The 25,196-nt window shown below is 66.8% G+C and carries 25 protein-coding genes; 17 read left to right on the top strand and 8 right to left on the bottom strand.

What is annotated here, in order from left to right:
- Positions 1–337 precede the first annotated feature (337 nt).
- From AC1REK_RS22725 to dnaQ, 5 genes are read left to right on the top strand one after another with little or no spacing between them, the layout of a single operon-like run.
- Positions 338–1,168 (top strand): pyruvate, water dikinase regulatory protein, encoded by an 831-nt coding sequence (locus tag AC1REK_RS22725; protein WP_316020987.1) that lies wholly within the window; start codon positions 338–340, stop codon positions 1,166–1,168.
- Entirely contained in the window at positions 1,165–1,788 is a 624-nt protein-coding gene (locus AC1REK_RS22720; RefSeq protein WP_492270103.1) for a Maf family protein, read from the top strand. Before AC1REK_RS22725 ends, AC1REK_RS22720 begins: the two co-directional genes overlap by 4 nt.
- A 17-nt stretch (positions 1,789–1,805) precedes the next feature.
- Positions 1,806–2,636 carry a shikimate dehydrogenase gene (locus AC1REK_RS22715; protein ID WP_492270104.1) on the top strand — a complete coding sequence of 277 codons (831 nt, stop codon included), beginning with the start codon at positions 1,806–1,808 and terminating at the stop codon, positions 2,634–2,636.
- 12 nt (positions 2,637–2,648) lie between these two features.
- Positions 2,649–3,260 carry a dephospho-CoA kinase gene (coaE, locus tag AC1REK_RS22710; protein ID WP_492270105.1) on the top strand — a complete coding sequence of 204 codons (612 nt, stop codon included), beginning with the start codon at positions 2,649–2,651 and terminating at the stop codon, positions 3,258–3,260.
- A 2-nt stretch (positions 3,261–3,262) separates the two neighbouring features.
- The gene (gene dnaQ, locus AC1REK_RS22705; protein WP_327520538.1) at positions 3,263–3,973 is read left to right on the top strand and encodes a DNA polymerase III subunit epsilon; all 711 of its coding nucleotides are present in this window, start codon (positions 3,263–3,265) and stop codon (positions 3,971–3,973) included.
- A gap of 9 nt (positions 3,974–3,982) precedes the next feature.
- On the opposite strand, the gene AC1REK_RS22700 is transcribed toward dnaQ, so the two are convergent.
- Both AC1REK_RS22700 and secB read right to left on the bottom strand, forming a co-directional pair.
- A complete protein-coding gene (locus AC1REK_RS22700; RefSeq protein WP_327520537.1) occupies positions 3,983–4,726 on the bottom strand; it encodes a TerC family protein in 744 nt (247 codons plus the stop codon).
- 164 nt (positions 4,727–4,890) lie between these two features.
- A complete protein-coding gene (secB, locus tag AC1REK_RS22695) occupies positions 4,891–5,400 on the bottom strand; it encodes a protein-export chaperone SecB (protein ID WP_390893531.1) in 510 nt (169 codons plus the stop codon).
- Positions 5,401–5,644: 244 nt separating this feature from the next.
- On the opposite strand from secB, the gene AC1REK_RS22690 reads away from it, so the two are divergent.
- The 5 genes from AC1REK_RS22690 to AC1REK_RS22670 are packed head-to-tail and all read left to right on the top strand — an operon-like array spanning position 5,645 to position 9,530.
- Positions 5,645–6,370 (top strand): Tim44/TimA family putative adaptor protein, encoded by a 726-nt coding sequence (locus tag AC1REK_RS22690; RefSeq protein WP_316020980.1) that lies wholly within the window; start codon positions 5,645–5,647, stop codon positions 6,368–6,370.
- Positions 6,367–7,536, top strand: a complete 1,170-nt coding sequence (gene mltA, locus AC1REK_RS22685) for a murein transglycosylase A (RefSeq protein WP_492270106.1) — start codon at positions 6,367–6,369, stop codon at positions 7,534–7,536. The genes AC1REK_RS22690 and mltA overlap by 4 nt, the downstream gene beginning before the upstream one ends.
- Positions 7,537–7,540: 4 nt before the next feature.
- A complete protein-coding gene (locus AC1REK_RS22680) occupies positions 7,541–8,104 on the top strand; it encodes a Smr/MutS family protein (protein WP_492270107.1) in 564 nt (187 codons plus the stop codon).
- The gene (locus tag AC1REK_RS22675) at positions 8,101–8,475 is read left to right on the top strand and encodes a helix-turn-helix domain-containing protein (protein WP_291637511.1); all 375 of its coding nucleotides are present in this window, start codon (positions 8,101–8,103) and stop codon (positions 8,473–8,475) included. The genes AC1REK_RS22680 and AC1REK_RS22675 overlap by 4 nt, the downstream gene beginning before the upstream one ends.
- Before the next feature lie 56 nt (positions 8,476–8,531).
- Positions 8,532–9,530 (top strand): adenosine kinase, encoded by a 999-nt coding sequence (locus AC1REK_RS22670; protein ID WP_327520534.1) that lies wholly within the window; start codon positions 8,532–8,534, stop codon positions 9,528–9,530.
- A gap of 95 nt (positions 9,531–9,625) precedes the next feature.
- Here AC1REK_RS22670 and hemA read toward each other — a convergent pair whose 3' ends face one another.
- Positions 9,626–10,837 (bottom strand): 5-aminolevulinate synthase, encoded by a 1,212-nt coding sequence (gene hemA / locus AC1REK_RS22665; RefSeq protein ID WP_492270108.1) that lies wholly within the window; start codon positions 10,835–10,837, stop codon positions 9,626–9,628.
- A 171-nt stretch (positions 10,838–11,008) separates the two neighbouring features.
- Between hemA and AC1REK_RS22660 the strand changes: the two genes are divergently transcribed.
- Positions 11,009–12,640 carry an HAL/PAL/TAL family ammonia-lyase gene (locus AC1REK_RS22660; protein WP_492270109.1) on the top strand — a complete coding sequence of 544 codons (1,632 nt, stop codon included), beginning with the start codon at positions 11,009–11,011 and terminating at the stop codon, positions 12,638–12,640.
- A gap of 187 nt (positions 12,641–12,827) precedes the next feature.
- Here AC1REK_RS22660 and AC1REK_RS22655 read toward each other — a convergent pair whose 3' ends face one another.
- From AC1REK_RS22655 to rpsO, 3 genes are all read right to left on the bottom strand, one after another.
- The gene (locus tag AC1REK_RS22655; RefSeq protein WP_492270110.1) at positions 12,828–13,460 is read right to left on the bottom strand and encodes a pyridoxamine 5'-phosphate oxidase family protein; all 633 of its coding nucleotides are present in this window, start codon (positions 13,458–13,460) and stop codon (positions 12,828–12,830) included.
- Between the two features lie 140 nt (positions 13,461–13,600).
- Positions 13,601–15,772: a polyribonucleotide nucleotidyltransferase gene (gene pnp / locus AC1REK_RS22650; protein WP_316019838.1), complete on the bottom strand. Its 2,172-nt coding sequence runs from the start codon at positions 15,770–15,772 to the stop codon at positions 13,601–13,603.
- 259 nt (positions 15,773–16,031) lie between these two features.
- Positions 16,032–16,301 carry a 30S ribosomal protein S15 gene (gene rpsO / locus AC1REK_RS22645; protein ID WP_066473509.1) on the bottom strand — a complete coding sequence of 90 codons (270 nt, stop codon included), beginning with the start codon at positions 16,299–16,301 and terminating at the stop codon, positions 16,032–16,034.
- 233 nt (positions 16,302–16,534) lie between these two features.
- Between rpsO and AC1REK_RS22640 the strand changes: the two genes are divergently transcribed.
- The 3 genes from AC1REK_RS22640 to ligD are packed head-to-tail and all read left to right on the top strand — an operon-like array spanning position 16,535 to position 20,265.
- Positions 16,535–16,780, top strand: a complete 246-nt coding sequence (locus tag AC1REK_RS22640; protein WP_492270273.1) for a hypothetical protein — start codon at positions 16,535–16,537, stop codon at positions 16,778–16,780.
- Positions 16,780–17,658 (top strand): non-homologous end joining protein Ku, encoded by an 879-nt coding sequence (gene ku / locus AC1REK_RS22635; RefSeq protein ID WP_492270111.1) that lies wholly within the window; start codon positions 16,780–16,782, stop codon positions 17,656–17,658. The genes AC1REK_RS22640 and ku overlap by 1 nt, the downstream gene beginning before the upstream one ends.
- A gap of 18 nt (positions 17,659–17,676) precedes the next feature.
- The gene (gene ligD, locus AC1REK_RS22630; protein WP_492270112.1) at positions 17,677–20,265 is read left to right on the top strand and encodes a DNA ligase D; all 2,589 of its coding nucleotides are present in this window, start codon (positions 17,677–17,679) and stop codon (positions 20,263–20,265) included.
- Here the strand turns inward: ligD and AC1REK_RS22625 are convergent, their stop codons facing one another.
- On the bottom strand, positions 20,266–20,637 hold the full coding sequence (locus AC1REK_RS22625; protein WP_492270113.1) for a winged helix-turn-helix transcriptional regulator: 372 nt from the start codon (positions 20,635–20,637) through the stop codon (positions 20,266–20,268). It lies immediately after the preceding gene.
- Between the two features lie 116 nt (positions 20,638–20,753).
- On the opposite strand from AC1REK_RS22625, the gene AC1REK_RS22620 reads away from it, so the two are divergent.
- Complete coding sequence (locus tag AC1REK_RS22620; RefSeq protein WP_492270114.1) at positions 20,754–21,365, top strand: NAD(P)-dependent oxidoreductase; 612 nt, start codon at positions 20,754–20,756, stop codon at positions 21,363–21,365.
- 180 nt (positions 21,366–21,545) lie between these two features.
- Here the strand turns inward: AC1REK_RS22620 and AC1REK_RS22615 are convergent, their stop codons facing one another.
- Entirely contained in the window at positions 21,546–22,724 is a 1,179-nt protein-coding gene (locus AC1REK_RS22615) for a fumarylacetoacetate hydrolase family protein (RefSeq protein ID WP_492270274.1), read from the bottom strand.
- A 209-nt stretch (positions 22,725–22,933) separates the two neighbouring features.
- Between AC1REK_RS22615 and ugpB the strand changes: the two genes are divergently transcribed.
- Entirely contained in the window at positions 22,934–24,250 is a 1,317-nt protein-coding gene (gene ugpB / locus AC1REK_RS22610) for a sn-glycerol-3-phosphate ABC transporter substrate-binding protein UgpB (protein ID WP_390893455.1), read from the top strand.
- Between the two features lie 60 nt (positions 24,251–24,310).
- Complete coding sequence (ugpA, locus tag AC1REK_RS22605) at positions 24,311–25,192, top strand: sn-glycerol-3-phosphate ABC transporter permease UgpA (protein ID WP_316019833.1); 882 nt, start codon at positions 24,311–24,313, stop codon at positions 25,190–25,192.
- Positions 25,193–25,196: the final 4 nt, after the last annotated feature.

Raw genomic sequence — 25,196 nt, 5'->3', positions numbered from 1 at the left:
TCCACAGCCTGTCCGGGCTCGGGTTCGGAGGTGCGAAGCTGCCCGGCCATCCGTTAAGAGCTTCTTAACGAATTGGAATCGGCGCTGGCGTGCGCTGCGATGCCACGCCTGGAAATGATTCACGTGAAACATCCGCCTCCTGTCCACACAGGCATGCCTGTTGAGCGATCAAGGGGGTTATCCCGGGCTCGTCCGGAGGCTCTGCGAAGAGCCTGACTTGTCCCCAGCCTTCCCCAGGGCTGATTCGCCGGTCTTCGCCGTCCGCGGGCGATTCCAATTGCCGGCTTCGCGCGCTAGACCAGAAACCTCAGGGGGCCTGACGAGGCTGGGAGCAGTCGTGCCGCGCAATTATTTTCATCTGCACCTGGTCTCCGACGCGACCGGCGAAACCCTGATCGCGGTGAGTCGGGCCGCCGCTGCGCAATACGAGGCTGTATCGGCGATCGAGCACGTCTATCCGCTGGTTCGCTCCGAGAACCAGCTTTCGCGTGTGCTCGCCGAGATCGAGTCGTCGCCCGGCGTCGTGCTCTATACCCTGGTCGAACCGGAATGGGCTGAGCGCCTCGAAAGCTTCTGCCGGGAGATCGGCTGCCCCTGCCTCTCGGTGCTGCAGCCGGTGCTCTCGTTGTTCCAGTCCTATCTCGGCCAGGCCTCTGCGACCCGTCCCGGCGCGCAGCACGTCCTCAACGCCGAATATTTCCGCCGCATCGATGCGATGAACTACACGCTGATGCATGATGACGGGCAGCTCGGCGGCGATCTCGAAAGCGCCGATGTCATCCTGGTCGGCATCAGCCGGACCTCGAAGACGCCGACCAGCATCTATCTCGCCAATCGCGGCATCAAGACCGCCAATGTCCCGCTGGTGCCGCATGTGCCGCTGCCGCCGGAGCTGGAGCGTCTCAAGAAGCCGTTGATCGTCGGCCTCGTCGCCAGCGCCGAGCGCATCATTCAGATCCGTCAGAACCGTCTGCTCTCGATGCGGGCGGACGACGAGACGCCCTATGTCGATCCCGATGCGGTCGCCGACGAGATCGCCCAATCACGCAAGCTCTGCGCCAGGAGGGGCTGGCCGGTGATCGACGTCACCCGTCGTTCGATCGAGGAAACCGCGGCGGCGATCCTCGACCTGCTGCGCGACCATCGCTTGAAGTTCATCGCGACGTGAGCGCTTCCGGCTCCTTCTGGCGTGGCGACACGGCCTTGGTCCTGGCGTCCGGCAGCGCGACCCGGCGCAGCATGCTGGAGAATGCGGGCCTGCCGATCGAGGCCATCCGGCCCGAAGTCGACGAGCGTGCCGTCGAGACGGACTTCCTCGCCGGGGGAGGCGAAGCGTTCGGTGTCGCCGCGACGCTCGCCGCCGCCAAGGCTCTTGCTGTCTCGCAGGACATGCCGGGTCGCTGGGTGCTCGGCGCCGACCAGACCCTGACCTGCGAAGGCATCGCCTTCCATAAGCCGGTCGACGAGAATGCCGCTCTGCTGCAGATCGCCGCGCTGTCCGGCAAGCGCCATGAGCTCACCTCCGCCTTCGCATTGGCTCGCGACGGTGTCGTCGTCCGCAACGGAAGCCGGCAGGTCGGCATGCTCATGCGCGAGCTCGATGCTGGCTTCATCGAGCGCTATGTCGCCGAGGCCGGCCCGGCTGCGACCGCGAGCGTCGGCGGCTATCAGATCGAAGGCCTCGGTGCGCAATTGTTCAGCGGCATCGACGGCGACCATTTCACCATTCTCGGCCTGCCCCTGCTCGACTTGCTCGCGGCTTTGCGCGAACTCGAGCTTCTTGCCTGAACCAACGGCTCCGACCCATGACACGCTGCTTCATCATCGGCCATCCCGTCGCCCATTCGCGCTCGCCCGTGATTCATGGCCATTGGCTCGCCGAGCATGGCCTGGGCGGCAGCTATGAGCGCGTCGACGTACCGCCGGGCGAGGTCGCTGCCTTCCTCGACCGCATCCGTTCGGGAGAATTCGCCGGCGGTAATGTCACCGTGCCGAACAAGGAAGCGGTGCTGCCGCTGCTCGACCATGTCAGCGAAACCGCGCGCCGCATGGGCGCCGTCAATACGATCTGGATGGAGGACGGCAAGCTCCATGGCGACAATACCGACGCCTTCGGCTTCCTCGCCCATCTCGATGATCGCGTGCCTGGCTGGGACAGCAGGGTCGGGACAGCGCTGATCCTCGGTGCCGGCGGTGCGGCCCGTGCCGTCGTCCATGGCCTCGCCGAGCGCGGCGTCGGCCGCATCGTCCTGGTCAATCGCAGCCCGGCGCGGGCGCAGGAGCTCGCCGCAGAGTTTGGCGCGAACGTCGAGGCGCGCGGCTGGGGCGAGGCCTACGGGCTGGTCGCGGTGAGCGATCTCATCGTCAACACCACCTCGCTCGGCATGCAGGGCCAGCCGCTGCTCGAACTTGATCTTGCCGGCTTGCGGCCGGGAACCATCGTCGACGATATCGTCTACGTGCCGCTGGAGACCGCCTTGCTCGCCGGGGCGCGGGCGCGCGGCGGCCTGCCTGTCGACGGGCTCGGCATGCTATTGCATCAGGCGATCCCCGGCTTCGAGCGCTGGTTCGGCGTGCGCCCGCAGGTGACGCAGGCACTGCGGGCCCGGCTCGAAGCCGACATCCCGGCGGTTTAGCGGAGGCGGAGCATGACCTTCCTGCTCGGACTGACCGGCTCGATCGGCATGGGCAAGTCGACGACCTCGGATATGTTCCGTGCCGAGGGGGTGCCGGTCTACGACGCCGATCAGGCCGTACACCGACTCTATTCCGGTGCCGCCGCTTCCGAGATCGAGGCAGCCTTTCCCGGGGTCGTCGTCGATGGCGTGGTCGACCGGACGAAGCTCTCCGCCGCGGTGCTTGGCCGCCCCGAAGCGCTGACCAAGCTCGAGGCGATCATTCATCCGCTGGTCCGGGGCGAAGAGCAGGCCTTCCTGGCGCAGTGCCGCAAGGATGGGGCGGACGTTGCCGTCCTGGACATACCCTTGCTGTTCGAGACCGGCGGCGAAGGCCGCTGCGACGCCGTCGTCGTCATCACCGCTCCGGCTGAGGTCCAGCGCGCCCGGGTGCTTGCCCGCCCCGGCGTCACCGAGGACAAGTTCGAGGCGATCCTCGCCCGGCAGATGCCTGATACCGAGAAGCGACGGCGCGCCCACTTCCTTGTGGACACCTCGCGCGGCCTTCTGGCGGCGCGGCGGCAGGTCCATTCTATCCTCGTGGCGTTGGCCGGCCGTCCCGGCCGCGGCGAGCGGAGAGGCTGAACGTGCGCGAGATCGTTCTCGATACCGAGACCACCGGCGTCGAACCGCTGAAGGGCGACCGCATCGTCGAGATCGGCTGCGTCGAGCTGGTCAACCACTGCCCGACCGGCCGCAACTATCACATCTACATCAATCCCGAACGGGACATGCCGGAAGGCGCCTTCAGGGTGCACGGGCTGTCCGAGGCCTTCCTCTCCGATAAGCCGGTCTTCGCCACCATCGCCGGCGAGTTCGCCGCCTTCATCGCGGACGCCAAGCTGGTGATTCACAACGCCGCCTTCGACGTCGGCTTCATCAACATGGAGTTCGGCCGGCTCGGCCTGCCGCCGATCGTTCCGGCGCTGGTGGTCGACACGCTCGCCATGGCGCGGCGCAAGCATCCCGGTGCCAGCAACAGCCTCGATGCGCTCTGCTCGCGCTATGGCATCGACAACAGCCGCCGCACCAAGCACGGCGCGCTGCTCGACTCCGAGATCCTCGCCGAGGTCTATATCGAGCTGATCGGCGGCAAGCAGACCAGCCTCGGCCTCGGCGCCGAACTGGCGGGGCGGCCGGGCGCCGGCCTTGCGGCTGTCATCGAGCGGCCGGTCCGGCTGCGCCCTTTGGCGCCGCGGCTCTCGGACGAGGAGCGCGCGGCGCACGAGGCCTTTGTCGGGAAGTTCAAGGCCGCGCCGCTCTGGCGCGGCTATCTCGGCCTGGCCGAGGAAGGCTGAGGCAAGGCCTCAGCTTCCCTTGCGCCGGTCGGCCCGGCGCGACAGCATGTTGAGGCCTTCGATCAGGGCCGAGAAGGCCATGGCGGCGTAGATGTAGCCCTTGGGCACATGGGCGCCGAAGCCTTCGCCGATCAGTGTGCCGCCGATCATCAAGAGGAAGCCCAGCGCCAGCATCACGATGGTCGGGTTCTTGTCGATGAAGCGCGCCAGCGGGTCGGCCGCAAGCAGCATGACCAGCACCGCGACGACGACCGCAATCACCATCACCGGGATGTGATCGGTCATGCCGACGGCGGTGATGATGCTGTCGATCGAGAAGACCAGGTCGAGCAGCAGGATCTGGAAGATCACGCCGCCGAAGGTCACGGCGGCCGCCGAGCCACCCTCGAACATGTCGGGCCCGTGATTGGGGTCGACCTTGTGGTGGATCTCCTTGGTCGCCTTCCAGACCAGGAACAGGCCGCCGGCGATCAGGATGATGTCGCGCCAGGAGAAGGCCTTGCCGAACACCGAGAACACCGGCGTGGTGAGCTGGACGATGATGGCGACGGTCGAGAGAAGGGCGAGACGCAGGATCAGCGCCAGGCCGATGCCGATCTTGCGGCCGCGCGAGCGCTGATGTTCCGGGAGCTTGTTGGTCAGGATCGAGATGAAGATCAGGTTGTCGATGCCGAGCACGACCTCCATTGCGATCAGCGCCCCGAGAGCCGCCCAGACTGTGGGGTCGGCGGCAAGTGTCATCAGGGCGTCCATCGAAACTCCAGCAAGATTTTGAACCGGACCTTCCGGGGTGGAAGGCGCTTCGGTCATGCCGAAATGGGCGGCCCGGGCGCGGTTGCAAGGCGTGGCCAGTGAAGCAGGCACAAAAAAAGAGCCCCGAAGGGCTCTTCTCGTAGCGGTTTTTCTGTGCTTGTCGCTCAGGAGGCCGGCGTTCCGGCCGGCGGCTGCTGGTTCTGCAGCTCTTCGAGACGCTGGCGATAGAGCGCGGCGAAATCGATCGGATCGATGTAGAGCGGCGGGAAGCCGCCATTGCGCACGGCGTCGGCGACGATCTGGCGCGCGAAGGGGAAGAGCAGGCGCGGGCAGTCGATCATCACCACCGCATGCAGCTGCTCCTGCGGCACGCCGAGGATGCGGAACACGCCAGCATAGCTCAGCTCGAAGGCGAACAGGGTGTCGTTGCCGACGGTCGCCTTGCCTTCCAGCGTCAGGACCGCTTCGAACTCGGTGTCGCCCAGCGCGTTCGCGGTGACGTTGACCTGCAGGCCGATCTGCGGACCCTGCTGCTGCTGGCCGGAGAGCGAGCGCGGCGCGTTCGGGTTCTCGAAGGAGAAGTCCTTGATGTACTGGACAAGCGTGTTGAGGCTCGGCCCCTGCTGGTTGGCGTCGCCCGCGCCATTGCCGTTTTCGTTGGCCATCGGTCCCATCGTCTTCTAGGCGGCCCTGACGGAAAACTCCGCATAATTGCGGAAACTGTCCGCCGTGCCGCGAGCGCCGGACCCGCGTCGGCTATCATGGCGGCCGTGCTGGCACAAGCTAAGGCTCTCTGAGAACGCTTGTCGCGGCCGGGGGGTGGATGTTACGAGCCTCAGTCACCATATCCCGCCGGGAGATGGGCCGTGGTCACGGGCCCGCTTGCGATCGTATTTTTAAGGTTTGGATCAGCCGTCGATGCAAAACTTCGATATGACGACACTGGTCTTCCTGGCCCTGGCGGTCTTCGTCGCCTGGAAGCTGCGTTCCGTGCTCGGCCAGAAGACCGGGCATGAAAAGCCGCCGGCCGATCCGTTCCAGCGCCGCGAGACCTCGGTGCGGCCTGACCAGGCGTCGCCGGCCGATGCGCGTCGCGACAATGTCATCCGCCTGCCCGGTGCCGCCAACGATCCGACCGCTGCCGAAGTCCCAGATGCAGACCGCTGGAAGGATATCGCCCCTGCCGGTTCGCCGATCATCGCCGGCATCGAGGAAATCGCCCGCCAGGAGCCCGGCTTCGATCCGCGCGGCTTCCTCGGCGGTGCCAAGGCCGCCTATGAGACGATCGTCACCGCTTTCGCGCGCGGCGATCGCAAGATGCTGAAGGGCCTGCTCGCCAAGGAAGTCTATGAGGGCTTCGAGCAGGCGATCAGCGAGCGCGAGAAGCGTGGCGAGAAGGCGGAGTCGAACTTCGTCTCGATCGACAAGGCAGAGATCACCGCCGTCGACGTCAAGGGCAAGACCGCTCAGGTCACCATCGCCTTCGTCTCGCAGCTGATCAGCGTCGTGCGCGATGCGCAGGGCAATGTCGTCGACGGCAGCGCCGACAGCGTCTCCGAGGTCAACGACGTCTGGACCTTCTCGCGTCAGCTCGGCAGCCGCGATCCGAACTGGCTGCTGGTCGCGACCGAATCGGCCGCGTGATCCGTGCCGCCGGTCTCGTTCTGGGCCTCTGGGCCGCAGGCGTATCGGCAGTGACGGCCAGCGCCCCACCCGCTCCCGCCGGCGCCCGCATCGAGCCCGTAGCCGCCGGCGAGATCGCCGGCTGGGCGCAGGACGACCACCGGGTCGTGCTACGTCTCTTCGCTCAGGGCTGCGAGACCGACCCGCCGCTGCGCCAGGGCATCAAGCCGCCGCCCGGCCTGCCCGCGCTCTGCACCGAGGCCGCCGCGCTGCTGAAGGCCGGCGAACCCGACCGCGCGACTGCCCGGAAATTCTTCGAGGACCGCTTCTCGTTCTGGCGGGTCCGCCCGGCCGAGACCGGCCGCGGCTTCATGACCGGCTATTTCGAGCCGGAGTTCGAGGGCTCGCTGACGCCAGGCCCCGCCTTCCCGACACCGCTCTATGGCCGCCCCGTCGACCTCGTCACCAAGATGTCGGGCGACGACTGGCCCGGTTTCGATCCGACCCTGTCCTCGGCCCGGCGCGGCAAGCGCGGCCTCGAGGTCTTTCCCGACCGCGCCGCGATCGAGGATGGCGCGCTCGACGGCCAGGGCCTCGAGATCCTCTGGATGCGCGATCCGGTCGACCGTTTCGTGCTGCAGGTCCAGGGCTCAGGCCGGATCCGCCTGCCGGATGGCAGGGTCACGCGGCTGGTCTATGCCGGCCGCAACGGCCATCCCTACACCTCGCTCGGTCGCGAGCTTAGCCGTCGTGAGAACATCCCGCCGGCAGAGATGACCATGGACCGGCTGATCGCACGGCTGAAGGCCGATGCCGGTTTCGCCCGCGAACTGATCCGGCTCAACCGCTCCTTCGTCTTTTTCGCCCGCCGCGATGATCTTCCGCCTGAATCCGGGCCGATCGGCGCCGCTGGCCTGCCGCTGACGCCATTGCGCAGCATCGCCGTCGACCGCACGGTCTGGCCCTATGGCACGCCGGCCTGGATCGCCGGCGAGGTCCCGGACGGGACGGGTGGTTCGGAGGCGCTGTCGCGCCTCGTGCTGGCGCAGGATACCGGCTCGGCGATCCTCGGCCCGGCCCGGATCGACCTCTTCGTCGGCTCCGGCCCGCAGGCCGGCCACCGCGCCGGCCTGATCCGCCATCCCTTCGACCTGATCGTGCTCTGGCCGCGTGGGCGGGGGCGCTGAGGCGATGCCGCGCCGCCGTGGCAAATTGCTCTCCGAGGCCGAGATCGCGCTGTGGCGCCAGGTCGCGCGTACGGTGACGCCGCTCGCCGGTCGCAAGCCGGTCGAGGCTGAGCCCGAGCCCGAGATCCCCGTGCTCCAGCCCGAACCGCCGCGGCCGGCGCCCGCCATGGCCGCACCGAAGGCGATCGCGGCGAAACCGGCGCCGCCGCCGCTCGCGCCGCTGGAGAGGCGTCTGCGCACCCAGCTGCGCCGCGGCAAGCAGGGCGTCGAGGCGGCGATCGACCTGCACGGCATGCGCCAGGACGAGGCGCATGCGGCCCTGCGCGGCTTTCTGCGCAGCCAGCAGATGCGCGGAGCCAAGCTCGTCCTGGTGGTGACCGGCAAGGGCGGCGCCGGCGATTTCGGCTTCGGCTCGGAACGCGGCGTCCTGCGCCGCAATGTGCCGCATTGGCTCAGCCTTGCCGATCTGCGGCCGCTGGTGCTCGGCTTCGACGAGGCCGAGCAGCGCCATGGTGGTTCGGGCGCGCTCTATATCCGTCTGCGCCGCCCCCGCGGGCCGCAGTCATGACGCCCTATGGCCGCAGGGTTCGCGAATTGCGCGCCGCCCGCGGCGTCACCCTAGCCCAGATGGCGCAGGCGCTAGGCGTCACCCCCGCCTATCTCTCGGCGCTCGAGCACGGCAAGCGCGGCCAGCCGACCTTCACCCTGATCCAGGGTGCGATCCATGTCCTTGGCATCATCTGGGACGAGGCCGACGAACTGATCCGCCTCGCCGATCTCTCGCATCCGCGCGTCACCGTCGACACCGCCGGGCTGGAACCGGAAGCGACCCTGTTCGCCAATCGGCTCGCCCGCGAGATCGAATGGCTCGGCCCGTCCGATCTGGCGGCCCTGTCCTCTATCCTCGACAGCGCCGCCCGCCGCCGCGGCGGCGCTTGACCGAAGCTGCGCCCGATGCGACACGCCCGCAAATCCCTCAACCTCCGGAAAGCCTCATGACCTCCAAGCGCTACGACGTGCTCGCTCTCGGCAACGCCATTGTCGACGTCATCGCCACGGCCGAGGAGGATTTCCTCGCCAGCCACGGGCTGGTGAAGGGGTCGATGGCCCTGATCGACGAGGCGCGAGCGGAGTCTCTCTATGCCGCGATGGGGCCGGGCAAGGTCATCTCCGGCGGCTCGGCCGCCAACACCATCGCCGGCCTCGCCTCGTTCGGCGGCAACGGTGCCTTCATCGGCAAGGTCAAGGCCGACGAGCTCGGCGGCCTCTATCGGCATGACCTGACCTCGCTCGGCGTCGCCTTCGACACGGCGGCTGCCACTGACGGGCCGGCGACGGCGCGCTCCTTCATCATCGTCACGCCCGATGGCGAGCGCACCATGAACACCTATCTCGGTGCCTGCCAGGGCCTCTCCCCGGCCGATGTCGATCCGGCCGCGATCGAGAACGCCGACATCGTCTATCTCGAAGGCTATCTCTGGGATCCGCCGGCGGCCAAGGACGCCTTCCGCAAGGCCTCCGAGATCGCCCACAAGGCCGGCGGCCGCGTCGCCATCACGCTCTCGGATTCCTTCTGCGTCGACCGTTACCGCAGCGAGTTCCTCGGCCTGGTGCGCAACCGCACGGTCGATCTCGTCTTCGCCAACGAGCACGAGCTGAAGAGCCTCTACGAGACCTCGGATTTCGATACGGCGCTGGCCGGCCTGCGCGCCGAGAACGTGCTCGCCGTCGTCACCCGCTCGGAGAACGGCGCGCTTGCCGTGACGCCGGAGGGCATCGTCGCCGAGCCGGTCTTCCCGATCGAGCGCCTGGTCGACGCGACCGGCGCTGGCGATCTCTTCGCCGCCGGCTTCCTGTTCGGCCTGACCTCCGGCCGCGAGACCCGCGACTGCCTGCGCCTCGGCGCGCTCGCCGCCGCCGAGATCATCAGCCATGTCGGCGCCCGGCCGGATGTCGGGCTGAAGACGCTCGCCGGCAATAACGGCCTGCTCTGAACCGGCTCTTCCGGCACGATCGTCGGACCTGCGACGACACGAAAAAAGCCCGGGCCGCAAGGCCCGGGCTTTCTCATTTTGGAAGCTCCTGCCGCTCAGGCGGCGCGCTGCAATCCGAGCGCGCCCCAGATCGTGCTCAGCGCCTGGACCAGGGTCTCGATATCCTCGTCCGAATGCAGCGGCGTCGGCGTGATCCGCAGCCGCTCGGTGCCGCGCGGCACGGTCGGGTAGTTGATCGGCTGGACGTAGATCGAAAAGCGCTCGAGCATCTCGTCGCTGATCTGCTTGCAGCGCACGGCGTCGCCGACCATCACGGGCACGATATGGCTGGGGTTCGGCAGATGCGGGATGCCGGCCTCGTCGAGGCGCCGGCGCAAGGTCTGAACCCGGTCCCGCTGGCGGTCGCGCTCGACCGAGCTCGTCTTGAGATGGCGGATCGCGGCGAGCGCCCCGGCCGCCAGCGTCGGCGGCAGCGAGCTCGAGAAGATGAAGCCTGAGGCGAAGCTGCGCAGATAGTCGCAGAGCGCCGCCGAGCCGGTGATGTAGCCGCCCATCACGCTGAAGGATTTTGCCAGCGTGCCCTCGATCAGGTCGAGCCGGTGGCTCAGGCCGTCGCGCTCGCTGATGCCGCCGCCACGCGGGCCATAGAGCCCGACAGCGTGGACCTCGTCGATATAGGTCATCGCCCCGAATTCCTCGGCGATGTCGCAGAAATCGGCGACGGGGGCGATGTCGCCATCCATCGAGTAGACCGATTCGAAGGCGATCAGCTTCGGCCGGGCCGGGTCCATCGCCTGCAGCTTGCGGCGCAGATCGGCGGCGTCGTTATGGGCGAAGATTGCCTTGTCGGCGCGCGAATGCCGGATGCCCTCGATCATCGAGGCGTGGTTCAGCGCATCGGTCAGAACGATGCAGCCCGGAATGCGCGAGGCCAGCGTCGAGAGCGAGGCCCAGTTCGACATGTAGCCGGAGTTGAACAGCAGTGCGCCTTCCTTGCCGTGCAGATCGGCGAGCTCGCGCTCGAGCAGCACATGGTAGTGGTTGGTGCCGGCGATGTTGCGCGTCCCGCCGGTGCCGGCGCCGCAACCGTCGAGCGCATCGTGCATGGCCTTCAGCACCACCGGGTGCTGGCCCATGCCGAGATAATCGTTCGAACACCAGACGGTGACCTCGCGCGGACCGCCGCCGCCATGGAATATCGCGCGCGGAAACCGTCCGGCGCAGCGTTCCAGATCGGCGAAGACCCGGTAGCGGCCCTCCTTGCGGAGCTGGCTCAGCTCCTCGCGGAAAAAGCTCTCGAAATCCATCGCAACCTCCTGCGCCGCCTTCATTGTGCATTGCGCGCCGCAGGTAAAGGCGCAGCAATGTCGCGGGTTGGGCCGGCAAAGCGCGCGCAAGCGCCGATATCGGACCGCAACCAGCTTCCCATTTCCTGCGATCCGGTTCTAGATCGTCCTCAGCTGAAACGGGGACTGGCCATGGCCGTAACGATCGATGGGCGCACGCTGAAGGGCAAGCAGGTGGTGCGCGTGGCGCGGCCGGGTGCTTCCGGCCGCTATGAGAAGGCGAGCCTCGCCCCTGCCGCCCGCGCCGCCATCGCCGCGACGCGCGCGCATATCGACGCGAACTTCATGAACGACGAGGCGCCGTTCATGTACTCCTTCAACACTGGCGTCGGCCTGTTCAAGGACCAGCGCGTGCTGATGACGGAGATGACCGAGTACCAGCGCAAGAGCGTCTATGCCCATGCCACCGGCATCGGCGAGCCCTTTGCCGAGGACGTTACGCGCGCCACGATGCTGCTGCGTGCCAATGCCTTCGCTTCGAACTATTCCGGCCCGCAGGTCGAACTGGTCGAACGCCTGCTCGCCTGCCTCAATGCCGGCGTTCACCCGGTCATCCCGCAGAAGGGCTCGGTCGGCGCCTCCGGCGATCTTGCGCCGCTCGCCCATATGGCGGCTGCGGTCTGTGGCTTTGGCGAGGCCGAGGCCGTCTACAAGGGCAAGCGCATGCCGGCGCGCGAGGCGCTGGCCAAGGCCGGCCTTGCTCCCGATTTCCCGCTCGGCGCCAAGGATGCCTCGGCCCTGATCAACGGCTCGACCGTCTCGCTCGCCCTCGGCGTGCTGGCGACGGAGGACGCCAGGCGCCTGATCAAGGCCGCCGATATCGGCTTGGCGCTCTCGCTCGAGGCGATGCGTGGCGAGCTTGCCGCCTTCGACCCGCGGGTCCATGCGGCGCGCCCGCATCCCGGCCAGGCGCTGGTCGCGCGCAATGTGCTGAAGCTAACGCAAGGCTCGAAGCGCTGCTCCGCTTCGGCGCGCGAGACGATTTATCCCGACGAGATCGGCCGCACGCCCGGAAAGCCGCCGGCGCCCCGCGTGCAGGACGTCTACTCGCTGCGCTGCGCCCCGCAGGTCCATGGCCCGGCTCGCGAGGCACTCGACTATGTCTCCCGCATCATCGCGACCGAGACCAATTCGGCCACGGACAATCCGCTGATCTTCCCCGATGGCGGCGGCTACCAGGTGATCTCAGGCGGCCATTTCCACGGCCAGTACGTGGCGCAGGCCATGGACCTGCTGGCGATCTCGATGACCGATCTCGGCTCGATCTGCGAGCGCCGCCTCGCCAGGCTGATCGACCCGACGCTGAGCTACGGCCTGCCGCGCAACCTGCTCGCCGGCAAGCGCGGGCTGAATACCGGCTTTGCCACCGTGCAATGCTCGCTCTCGGCGCTGGTGATGGAGAACCGCACCTTGTCTTCGCCGGGCTCGGTCGATTCGATCCCCGGCAAGTCGAACGCCGAGGATCACGTCTCGAACTCGACCTGGTGCGGCCGCAAGGCCCGCACCGTCGTCGAGAATGTCGAGATGATCATCGCCGGCGAGATCCTGATGGCTTGCCAGGCGCTGTCGCTGATCGCCGAGACGGCCAAGGCCCATCCGCTCGGCAAAGGCACGCAGGCGGCGCTGGACGCCCTGCGCGAGACGATCCCGCCCGCGCTCGACGGCGATCGCTGGTACGCCGCCGAGATGAACCAGGCAACGGCGCTGATCCGCTCCGGCTCGATCGTCGAGGCGGTCGAGGCGGCGGTGGGGGGATTGGAGTAGGGCTTCGGAGAACCCCTCTCGTGGAAGGAGAGGGGCAGGGGTGAGGTGTTCGGACTGGAAACGTTGGCCTGAACCTCACCGCGCGGTCAGGCCTCGCGGAACTTGGTGAATGGCCAACACCTCACCCTACCCTCTCCTTACAGGAGAGGGTTCCCGCGCCCTCATGGTCGCGGTCGAGCAATCTCGCTCAATACAACGTCGCCCTGACTCGCTCCGGCAGCGCCTTGTCGTAGGCCTCGCCGTCGAACGCTTCCGTTGCCGCGCGCGCCGAGATGTCGCGCAGGATCGTGCCGGCGCTCGGCAGCGAGCGCTTGTCGACCTGCGCCGCCGGGTTCCACAGATCGGCCCGCACCACCGCGCGCGAGCATTGGAAGTAGGCGGCTTCGACAGTGACCACGATCACGCAGGCCGGCAGCTTGCCCGCCATGTCGAAGCGCGCGCAGAGCTCCGGATCGCTCGAAAGCGTCGCAGTGCCGTTCACGCGCAGGGTTTCGCCGTAGCCGGGGACCAGGAAGAGTATTCCGATTCGATTGTCGAACAGGATATTCTTGAGCGAATCCAGTCGGTTATTGCCTCTTCGGTCGGGAATCAGCAGCGTTTTCGCGTCGCTGACCGTGACAAAGCCCGGCAGATCGCCGCGCGGCGAGCAATCCAGCCCGTCTGGACCATTGGTCGCGAGCACGAAAAACGGCGAGGCGGCGATCAGCGCCGCATAGTTCGCATCGACATGGTCGATCTCCTTGAGGAGCGAAGCCGGTGCGACGGGGTTCGGATAGAGCGAGGCGAGCTGATCCAGCGAGGTGATGCGGTGGGCGGTCATGCCGGTCTCCGAGGCAGATAAGTCTAGACTATTTGAGTTCGCTGCGTCGCACCAGAGGAATCGCCAAAAGAAAACGCCCCCCGCATCCTGCGATGCGGGGGGCGTCCTGATTCACGTGAAACGCCTGAGCGCTTCAGGCCTTACTCGGCCTGCTGCTTCTCGCGGCTCTTCTCGGCGTCGCGGGCGGCCTTCAGCTTCTCGGTGATGTCCTCGCCGGTCTGCTGGTCGACGACCTTCATCGAGAGGCGGATCTTGCCGCGATCGTCCTGGCCGAGGAACTTGACCTTGACCTTGTCGCCTTCCTTGACGACGTCCGAGACCTTCTGGACGCGCTGGGCGGCGAGCTCGGAGATGTGGACGAGACCGTCCTTGGCGCCGAAGAAGTTCACGAAGGCGCCGAACTCCATGATCTTCACGACGGTGCCGTCATAGATCATGCCCGGCTCGGCCTCGGAGACGATCGACTTGATCCACTTGATCGCGGCTTCGATCGACTTGCCGTCGGCCGAGGCGATCTTGATGGTGCCGTCGTCCTCGATGTTGACCTTGGCGCCGGTCTTCTCGACGATCTCGCGGATGACCTTGCCGCCGGAGCCGATGACTTCGCGGATCTTGTCGACCGGGATCTTCATCGTCTCGATGCGCGGCGCATACTCGCCGAGCTGGGTGCGCGAGGCCGAGAGGGCCTTGCTCATCTCGCCGAGGATGTGGTCGCGACCGCCCTTGGCCTGGCCGAGGGCGACCTTCATGATCTCCTCGGTGATGCCGGCGATCTTGATGTCCATCTGCAGCGAGGTGATGCCCGCGGCGGTACCGGCGACCTTGAAGTCCATGTCGCCGAGATGGTCCTCGTCACCCAGGATGTCGGAGAGCACCGCGAAGCGCTCGCCTTCCAGGATCAGGCCCATGGCGATGCCCGCGACCGGCGCCTTCAGCGGCACGCCGGCATCCATCAGCGCCAGCGAGGTGCCGCAGACGGTGGCCATCGAGGAGGAGCCGTTCGACTCGGTGATCTCCGAGACGACGCGGATCGTGTAGGGGAACTCCGCCTTGGCCGGCAGCATCGGGCGGATGGCGCGCCAGGCGAGCTTGCCATGGCCGATCTCGCGGCGGCCGGGCGAACCCATGCGGCCGGTCTCGCCGACCGAATAGGGCGGGAAGTTGTAGTGCAGCAGGAAGGTCTCCTTGTAGGTGCCTTCCAGCGAGTCGATAAACTGCTCGTCATCGCCCGTGCCGAGCGTGGTCACGACCAGCGCCTGGGTCTCGCCGCGAGTGAACAGCGAGGAGCCGTGGGTGCGCGGCAGGACGCCGGCCTCGGCGACGATCTTGCGCACCGTCTTGACGTCGCGTCCGTCGATGCGGATGCCGTCGTCGAGGATGTTCCAGCGCACGATCTTGGCCTGGGCTTCCTTGAACTGGGCCCCGACCTTCTCCTTGCTGAAGGTCGAAACGCCGTCCGGCGCATCCGAGACCAGCGCGGCGACGACCTTGGCCTTGACGGCGTCGACGGCGGCATAGCGCTCGGCCTTGGCGGTGATCTTGTAGGCGGCGCGCAACTCGGCCTCGCCGACCTTCATGATCGCGTCGAGCACGGCCTGGTCGTCCGGCGGGTTGAACTCGCGCGGCTCCTTGGCGGCCTTCTCGGCGAGGCGGATGATCGCGTCGATCACCGGCTGGAAGTGCTTGTGGCCGAACATCACGGCGCCGAGCATGATCTCTTCGGAGAGCTCCTTGGCCTCCGACTCGACCATCAGGACGGCGTCCTGGGTGCCGGCGACGACGAGGTCGAGCGCCGATTCCTTCACTTCGTCGATCAGCGGGTTGAGCTTGTAGGCGCCGTCGACATAGCCGACGCGGGCGGCGCCGACCGGGCCCATGAAGGGCACGCCGGAGAGCGTCAGCGCGGCGGAGGCGGCGACCATGGCGACGATGTCGGGATCATTCTCGAGATCGTGCTGCAGCACGGTCACGATCACCTGGGTGTCGTTCTTGTAGCCATCGGCGAAGAGCGGGCGGATCGGCCGGTCGATCAGGCGCGAGACCAGCGTCTCCTTCTCGGTCGGGCGTCCCTCGCGCTTGAAGTAGCCGCCGGGGATGCGGCCGGCCGCAAAGGTCTTTTCCTGGTAGTTCACGGTCAGCGGGAAGAAGTCGAAGCCCGGCTTCGGCTCCTTGGCCGAGACGATGGTCGCGAGCACGACGGTCTCGCCATAGGTGGCGAGCACGGCGCCGTCGGCCTGGCGGGCGATCTTGCCGGTTTCGAGCACGAGCTTGCGCCCGCCCCAGATCAGCTCTTCGGTTTGGATGTCGAACATGGATTTTCTTTCGGTCGGATGCGATCCGCCCCGCGCCCTTTGGCCCATGGGCAAGACGGCAAAACGCTCGGTCGTACAGTTCAGCCGCGCCCGAGCGCTCGGCGATCCTGCCATGGGCGTCCGCGACGCCCGGTGGATCATGCGGAAAGCCGCCCCATGCGGCCGCCGCATTCAAGAAGGGTAATGCCGCACCATTGCGGCCGGCCCCTTGAAGAACCGCCCGGAGCGACGAGGCACCGGGCGGGAATTCGTCTGGCGATCAGCGGCGGATGCCGAGCTTCTCGATCAGCGTGCGATAACGGCCTTCGTTCTTGCCCTTGAGATAGTCGAGCAGCGAACGGCGCTGGGAGACCATCTTGAGCAGGCCGCGACGCGAATGGTTGTCCTTGTGATGGGACTTGAAGTGGCCGGTCAGATTGTTGATGCGCTCCGTCAGGATCGCGATCTGGACTTCCGGCGAGCCGGTGTCGTTCGGCTTGGTGGCGTGTTCCTTCACGAGCGCGGTCTTGCGCTCAGCAGTGATCGACATCGTGCTTTCCTTTGGTTCGAATGTTGATCTGGCGGGCCAGGCCGGGATGTCGTCCAGCAAGGTCCGAAGCCCGCATCGCCTCATCGCGGAGAGGATGCGCCGCCGGCATCTCGGGCCGGTTGGCTGGGGCATATACACGAAAACGCCGGAAAGGCTAGCGCCACGCTCTGGAACCTTGGTCGGCCCCGCTGGTTGACCAGAGCGTGTCAGTCACCAGCCCGGGGGTCGATATCATGCGCCAGCTGCCGAAGGACCGCCTCATCGCCGCGCTTGGCGCCCAGCTCCTGGCCGAGCGCGAGACCCGCGACGCCTTGCGCGAGGTCATCGCCCACGGCCAGCTTGATCGCGAGGTCCTGCTCGCCATCCTTGCCGACCCGGTGCCGGTCGTCACCAGCGACGAACTGGCACGCGCCGAGGCCTGGTTGCGCGAGCTGCCGCCCGCCCTGCCGCCGCGCCGGCCTGCCCTGAGGGCGGCCTGATGGCCCCGCGCCCGGCCTGGAAGGGCTATCTCAAGCTCTCGCTGGTCTCCTGCGCCGTCGAGCTGACTTCGGCGACCGACCATAGCGAGAAGGTCTCGTTCCGCGTCATCAACCGCAAGACCGGCAACACCGTCCGCCGCCAATATATCGACAGCGTCAGTGGCAAGCCGGTCGATCAGGACGACGAGGTCAAGGGCTATGAGATCGGCAGCGACGAATACCTCCTCATAGACGAGGATGAGATCGACGCGGTCCAGATCGAGAGTTCCCACACCCTCTCGATCGAGCAGTTCGTCGACCGCGCCGCGATACCGCAGATCTATTTCGATCAGCCCTATTATCTCAGCCCCTCCGACGAGGTCTCGGAAGAGGCCTTTGCGGTGATCCGCGAAGCGATGGCGAAGCAGAAGAAGGCCGGCATCGCCCGGATCGTGCTCTATCGCCGCGAGCGGCCGGTAATGATCGAGCCCTTCGACAAGGGGCTGCTGCTGACGACGCTGCGCTACGACAAGACCGTGCGCCAGCCGGACGAGGTCTTCGACGGGCTGCGCAAGGGCAAGCTCGACCCGGAACTCGTCGATCTCGCCACCCACATCATCGAGAAGAAGCAGGCCAGGTTCGATCCGAGCGGCTTCGAGGATCGTTACGAGGAGGCGCTGCTGGCGCTGATCGAGGCCAAGCGCAAGGGCAAAAAGCCGCCGGTTGCGAAGCCGGCCGAGCGTCCCACCAATGTGGTCAACCTGTTCGAGGCGCTGAAGAAGAGCCTCGGCGAGGAGGAAGAGGACGCGCCGCGCAAATCCGCCGCTGGTGGCAAGAAGCCAGCGAGCGGCAAGCCGGCGAAGAAGGCCGTCGCTGCCAAGACCAGGAAGAGTGCCTGACCCGCCGCGGAGGGCGCCATGGCCAATCTCGACCTCTACCGCGCGAAGCGGGATTTTTCGCGGACGCGCGAGCCGAAAGGCGCGGCGAAGCGCCGGAGCAGGGCGGAGCAGGCCGGCGGCGTCTTCGTGATCCACAAGCACGCCGCGCGCCGTCTCCATTACGATCTCAGGCTCGAGCATGGCGGCGTGCTCTGGTCCTGGGCGGTGACGCGCGGCCCGAGCCTCGACCCCGCCGAGAAGCGTCTCGCGGTCCATGTCGAGGACCATCCGCTCGAATATGGCGGCTTCGAGGGCACGATTCCCGAAGGCGAATACGGTGCCGGCTCGGTCATCATCTGGGACGAGGGCAAGTGGCTGCCGGAGAGCGATCCAGTCCGCGGCATGGAGAAAGGCCATCTCGCCTTCACGTTGGAAGGCCACAAGCTCGGCGGCCGCTGGCATCTGGTCAGGCTGAAACCGCGCCGGGGCGAGAAGCGCGACAACTGGCTGCTGATCAAGGTCGACGACGATTTTGCCCGTGACGACGAGGATATCCTGGAAAGCGCGCCGGATTCTGTGAAGTCGGGCCGCAGCGTCGCGGAGGTCGGCGAGGATCCCGCAGGCGACGTCTGGTCGACCGAGGAGAAGCCTGCGAAAGGGCGCAAGCCCAAGAGTGCCAAGCTTAAGACCGCCAGGCCCAAGAGCGCCAAGCCCAAGACCGGCGAGCCCAGCGCAGCAAGGGCCAAGGCGGCCGGCCGCCCGGCCAAGGCCGAAGGCGAGGAACTGCCGCGCTTCGTCGAACCTTGCCTCGCGACCCTGCAGGACAAGCCGCCGAGCGGCGACAACTGGCTGCACGAGGTCAAGTTCGACGGCTACCGGCTGCAGGCGCGGATATCCGGCGGAAAGGTCAAGCTGCTTACCCGCACCGGTCTCGACTGGAGCGAGCGCTTCGGCGCGCCGATCGCCGCGGCTCTCGCGGCGCTTGCCTGCGAGACGGCGCTGATCGACGGCGAAGTCGTGGCATTGGGCGAGAACGGCATCTCCTCCTTCTCGGCGCTCCAGGCCGCGCTGTCGGAAGGCGAGACGTCCGATCTTGTCTTCTATGCCTTCGACCTGCTCCATCTCGACGGCGAAGATCTGCGGGCGGAACTGCTGCTCGCGCGCAAGGAAAGGCTGGAGGAGCTGCTGCAGGCTGCGAAACCCGACGCAGCCCTGCGCTATAGCGAGCACTTCGTCGAGCCCGGCCAGACCATGCTCCGCCATGCCTGCCGCATGGGGCTGGAGGGCGTGATCTCGAAGCGGGTGGACGCGCCCTATCGCAGTGGCCGGGGTCGCGACTGGATCAAGTCGAAATGCACGCAGCGCCAGGAATTCGTCATTGCCGGCTATGTCCCGTCCAAGGCGTCGCGCAACCAGCTCGGCTCGCTCGTCCTCGGCTATCATGAAGGCGGGGAACTGAAGCCGGCAGGCCGCGTCGGCACCGGCTTCACCCGCAAATCGGCGGCGGACCTGAAGCGGCGGCTCGACGCGCTCGCCGCTGAAACCGCGCCTTTCGAGGGGCTGGCGGGCCGCGAGCGTGGTATCGTCTGGGTCAAGCCCGAACTCGTCGCCGAGATCGCCTTCGGCTCCTGGACGGCTTCGAAGACGCTGCGGCATTCGGCCTTCCTCGGCCTGCGCGAGGACAAGCCTGCTGATGAAGTGACCGAGGAGAAGCCGACCAAGGCTTCGGCGAGCAGGGCGCGATCAGCGGCAAAGCCGGCGCCGCCGAGGGCATCCCGGCGGGAGACCACCGTGACGTTGAGCAACCCGGACAAGCCGCTCTGGCCGGATATCGGCTTCACCAAGCAGAACCTGTTCGACTACTACGCCAGTATCTGGGAGCGCATGGCACCCTTCGTCGTCGAACGGCCCTTGAGTCTGCTGCGCGCGCCTGATGGTGTCGGCGGACAGGTCTTCTTCCAGAAGCATGCCGGCGCCGGACTGCACAAATCCGTGGCCCGGATGAAGGACAAGGATGGCGAGGAGCTGCTCTTCATCCGCGATTTCGACGGTCTTGCCGCTTTGGTTCAGCTCGGCACGGTCGAGATCCATCTCTGGGGCGCGAAGGTGGATGCCGTCGAGACCCCGGATCAGGTGATCTTCGACCTCGACCCGGACAAGGGCGTGCCGATCGAGCGGGTGCGCGAGGCGGCGCTGACGGTCCGCAATCGCCTTGATGAGCTCGGCTTCGAGAGCTTCCTCAAGATCTCCGGCGGCAAGGGCTTTCATGTCGTCATGCCGCTGAAGCCGAAGTCCGGCTGGGACGAGATCAAGACGTTTGCGCGCGACTTCGCCAAGGCGATGGAGCAGGCCGAGCCGAAGCTCTACACCGCGACCTTGTCGAAGCAGGCGCGGCGCGGCCGCATCTTCGTCGACTATCTCCGCAATGGTCGTGGCGCGACCGCGATCGCCCCGTTCTCGACCCGCGCCCGTCCCGGCGCTGCTGTCGCCATGCCGGTCGCCTGGGAGATGCTGGAGAAGGACCTTGCGCCCGATGCCTTCAAGGCGCTGACGATCATGGAGAGCGGGCCGCCTGAGGATGCCTGGGCGGGCTTCTTCAGCCCGAAACGCGCCCTCAAGGGTCGCTGATCAGGCGGCGACCTCGCCGTGATCATAGCGCCGCTGCGCCTCCTCGACCTCGCCGATATGCTCCTCCGCCCAGTGCGTCAGCGCCTGCACGGTGCCGGCGAGCGTCCGCCCGAGCGGCGTCAGCGCATATTCGACGGTGACCGGCACCGTCGGAAAGGCGCGCCGGCTGATCAGCCCGTCGCGTTCCAGGCTTTTGAGCGTCTGCGACAGCATTTTTTGGGAGATGCTGTCGATCCGCCGGCGCAGTTCGTTGAAGCGCAAGGTCTCCTGCTCGCGCAGAATCAGGATCAGCACCGCCCATTTGTCGCCGATCCGGTCGAGCACGCGCCGGGTCGGGCATTGGGCGTTGAACGGGTCGGGGCGCTGCAGCATGGCGGTTTCCGGCAGGTGACCTTGTGCGGCGAAAGTGCCTTCTTGAGTGAAAGTCGCACAGGCGCCATCTGGTGTCCATCGGGATGCAGGTTCCCAATGGATACCAGGAGATCGACATGAATATCGCTTTGATCGGCGCAACCGGCTTCATCGGCTCGCGCCTGCTCACCGAACTGACGCGCCGAGGCCATAAGGTCACCGCCATCGTCCGCAATCCCGAGAAGGTTCCGGCCGGCGCCGGCATCAGCGCCCGCAAGGGCGATGTCTTCGACCGCGACGGCCTTTCCGCCCTCCTCGCCGGCCATGATGCGGTGATCAGTGCGGTGCATTTTTCGGCGAGCGATGCTGCGACGCTGCTGGCGGCCGTCAAGCAGTCCGGCGTGACGCGCTATCTCGTGGTCGGCGGTGCCGGCAGCCTCGAGGTTGCGCCCGGCGTGAAGCTGTTCGACACCAAGGAGTTCCCGGCAATCTATCTCGACGAAGCCAGGAAGGGCGGTGCCTTCCTCGACCTGCTGAAGGCCGAGACGGCGCTCGACTGGACCTTCCTCTCGCCTTCGGCGCTGATCCAGCCCGGTGAGCGCACCGGTAAATTCCGCCTCGGCAAGGATCAGCTCCTCATCGACGCGGACGGCAACAGCGCGATCTCGGCCGAGGATTATGCGATCGCACTGGTCGACGAGCTGGAAAAGCCGGCGCATTCGCGCCAGCGCTTCACCGTCGGCTACTGAGCGCAGCTCTGGTCTCGGTCGGGGCTTATCGGAGCTGATCGAAGCGGCCGGGTCGTCCCGGGTGACCGCAAGGAAACCCGGGATCCATGCCGGAACGGTTCAGGAATGGATCCCGGATCGGCGCCGCTGAAGCGGCTTGTCCGGGATGACTCGCTTCTTCCGAGAGCGACCCCTCTCGACTCAGAGAAGCCCGCGCTTGGCGAGGTTGCGCATCAGATGCGAGGCGCCGAAGCGCCAGGGCTCGCACTCGTCGGTGCGGCGCATGCGGTTGATCAGCGCGCCGAGCTCGGGCGCGGCGATGGTGACGACGTCGCCGTATTTATGGGTGAAGCCGCCGCCCGGCGCGTCGCGATCCTGGATCGGCGCGAACATCGTGCCGAGATAGAGCGCCGCGCCGTCAGGATAGTGGTGGTGCGGGTTGAGCATCTGCGCGGCGAGATCGGCCGGGTCGCGGCTGATCTTGGCGATCGAGGACGAGCCTTCGAGCTTGAAGCCGTCCTCGCCCTCGACGGTCAGGGTCACCGTCGTCTTGCGGACATGGTCTAGCGAGAATCCGGCATCGAAGAAGCGGATGAACGGGCCGATCGTCGCCGCGGCGTTGTTGTCCTTGGCCTTGCCGAGCAGCAGGGCCGAGCGGCCCTCGACATCGCGCAGATTGACGTCGTTGCCGAGGCTGGCGCCGACGATCCGGCCGTCCGAGGCGACGATCAGCACGATCTCCGGCTCGGGATTGTTCCAGGTCGAGGTCGGATGCAGCCCGGCATCGGCGCCGGTGCCGACCGCCGAAAGCGGCTGGCCCTTGGTGAAGATCTCGGCATCGGGGCCGATGCCGACTTCGAGATACTGGCTCCAGGCGTTCTGGGCGATCAGCACCTCCTTCAGGCGCATCGCCTCGGCCGAGCCGGGCTTCAGCTTGGAGAGGTCGTCGCCGATCAGCTTGCCGATCTCGGTGCGGATCGCCGCCGCGGCGGCCGGGTTGCCGCGCGCCTTCTCCTCGATCACGCGCTCCAGCATCGAGATTGCGAAGGTCACACCGGCGGCCTTGACCGCCTGCAGGTCGACCGGCGTCAGCAGCCAGGGCTTGCTCGTGTCCCGGCCCTCGGCCGGCGTGTTGGCGAGGATTTCGGCGAGGCTGCCGACGCGCTCGCCCTTCGCCGCGGCGAGCGCCGTCGCCGGATCCTTGCTCTCGCAGAGATCGCGCATCGTCGCGAAGGCCGAGCTGATGTCGACGAGGTCGTCGCCGCGCAGCACCACGACGGAGGGGCCGCCGAGCTCAGGGCGCCAGACACGTCCGGCCAGGGCGGCGCGGGCGGTATCGGCCGGCAGGGTGTTGGCGGGCGTGAGCGAGAGCGTCGGCATCGTGATCGGGTCCATTCGGGCGGGCTTTCAGGCCCGGCAGAACAGCCGCTTCCGCAGGATTGTGCAAGTGCCCGGCGCTGCTTCCATCGCAGGGGGGCAATGTCATCGTTTTGTCATTGAAACGTCGCCCCGGCTTCATGCTAGCTTGCGCACCAACGACAAGAGCCGCCTGCTTCCTTTGCAGGGCGGGAAGGGAGAATGCCATGACCGTGAAACTGACGACGCTTGCTTCGGTGGCTGCCTTCGCGATGGCCGCGGCCTCGCCGGCCCTGGCCCAGACCGAGATCCAGTGGTGGCACGCGCTGACCGGCGCCAACAATGACGTGGTCGTCAAGCTCGCCGAGGAATTCAACGCCTCGCAGAAGGACTACAAGGTCGTCGTCGCCTATAAGGGCTCCTATCCCGACACGCTGAACGCCGGCATCGCCGCCTTCCGCGCCGGCAACGCCCCGCACATCCTCCAGGTCTTCGAGGTCGGCACCGGCACGATGATGTCGGCCAAGGGCGCCGTGAAGCCCGTGCACGAGCTGATGAAGGACGCTGGCGAGGCCTTCGATCCCAAGGCCTATCTGCCGGCGATCACCGGCTATTACTCGACCCCGAAGGGCGAGATGCTCTCCATGCCGTTCAACTCGTCGAGCATGGTGATGTGGTACAACAAGGACGCCTTCAAGAAGGCGGGCCTCAACCCCGACGCGCCGCCCAAGACCTGGCCGGAAGTCTTCGAGGCCGGCAAGAAGCTGAAGGCGGCCGGCTTCGACAAGTGCGGCTTCACCAATGCTTGGGCGACCTGGGCGAACATCGAGCAGTTCGGCGCCTGGCACAACATCCCGCTGTCGACCAAGGTCAACGGTATGGAGGGCTTCGATGCCGTCCTGACCTTCAACAAGGACCCGATGTTCCTGAAGCACTGGACCAATCTGGTCGAGCTGCAGAAGGACAAGACCTACGACTATTCCGGCCGCACCAACACCGGCGAGGGCCGCTTCACCTCGGGCGAATGCCCGATCATGCTGACCTCCTCGGGCTTCTTCGGCAACGTCAAGGCGAACGCCAAGTTCGACTGGGCCAACGCGCCGATGCCGTATTATCCGGAGGCCGCCGGCGCCCCGCAGAACTCGATCATCGGCGGCGCCTCGCTCTGGGTGATGGGCGGCAAGAAGGCCGATGAATACAAGGGCGTCGCCAAGTTCTTCACCTTCCTGTCGAATGTCGACCGCCAGGTGAAGCTGCACACCGAGTCCGGCTATCTGCCGATCACCAAGGCCGCCTATGAGAAGGTCAAGGCTTCGGGCTTCTACAAGGACAAGCCCTATCTCGAGACCCCGATCCTCGAGCTCAACAACAAGGAGCCGACCGACAACTCGAAGGGCCTGCGCTATGGCAGCCTCGTCCAGATCCGCGACATCTGGTCGGAGGAACTGGAGGCGGCGCTGAACGGCCAGAAGTCGCCGCAGGCGGCGCTCGATGCCGCGGCCGAGCGTGGCAACCAGATGCTGCGCCAGTTCGAGCGCACGGCCAAGTAAGGCCGCTGACCGAAGGCCGGGACGCGCGTCCCGGCCTTCTTCTTCCTGCCAGGGCGGCCGATGCAGAAATACGCGCACTTCAAGGGCCTGACGATCCCGCTGCTTCTGCTCTTGCCGCAGCTCGCGATCACGCTCGTCTTCTTCTACTGGCCGGCGAGCCAGGCGGTCTGGCAGAGCTTCCTGCTGCAGGACGCCTTCGGCATCTCGACCGAATTCGTCTGGTTCGAGAACTACCGCCAGCTCTTCTCCAGCCCGGAATACTACAAGGCGCTGGTCAACACGGCGATCTTCTCGGTCTTCGTCGCGGCGCTCTCGCTGTCGATCGCCCTGCTCTTCGCGGTGATGGCCGACCGGGCGATCCGCGGCGCCGAGATCTACAAGACGCTTCTGATCTGGCCCTATGCGGTCGCGCCCGCCATCGCCGGCGTGCTCTGGATCTTCATGTTCGATCCTTCGCTCGGCATGCTGGCGCGCGGCCTGCGCAGCCTCGGCATCGCCTGGAATCCCAAGCTCGACGGCACCGACGCGATGACGCTGGTGATCATGGCGGCGACCTGGAAGCAGATCAGCTACAATTTCCTGTTCTTCCTCGCCGGCCTGCAGTCGATCCCGAAGAGCGTGATCGAGGCGGCGGTGATCGACGGGGCCCGGCCGATGCGCCGCTTCTGGACGATCATCTTCCCGCTGCTCTCGCCGACGACCTTCTTCCTGCTGGTCGTCAACCTCGTCTACGTCTTCTTCGATACCTTCGGCATCATCGACACCGTGACGGGCGGCGGGCCGTCGGGCGCCACCACCACCCTGGTCTACAAGGTCTTTTCCGACGGCAAGGGCGGCTCCGATCTCGGCGGCTCGGCGGCGCAGTCGGTCGTGCTGCTGATCATGGTGATCGCCATGACCGCCTTCCAGTTCCGCTTCATCGAGCGCAAGGTGAACTACTGATGGC

Source organism: Allobosea sp. GW823-FHT02B03 (assembly GCF_058797755.1).
This window is presented reverse-complemented; position numbering and strand designations above follow the sequence as displayed.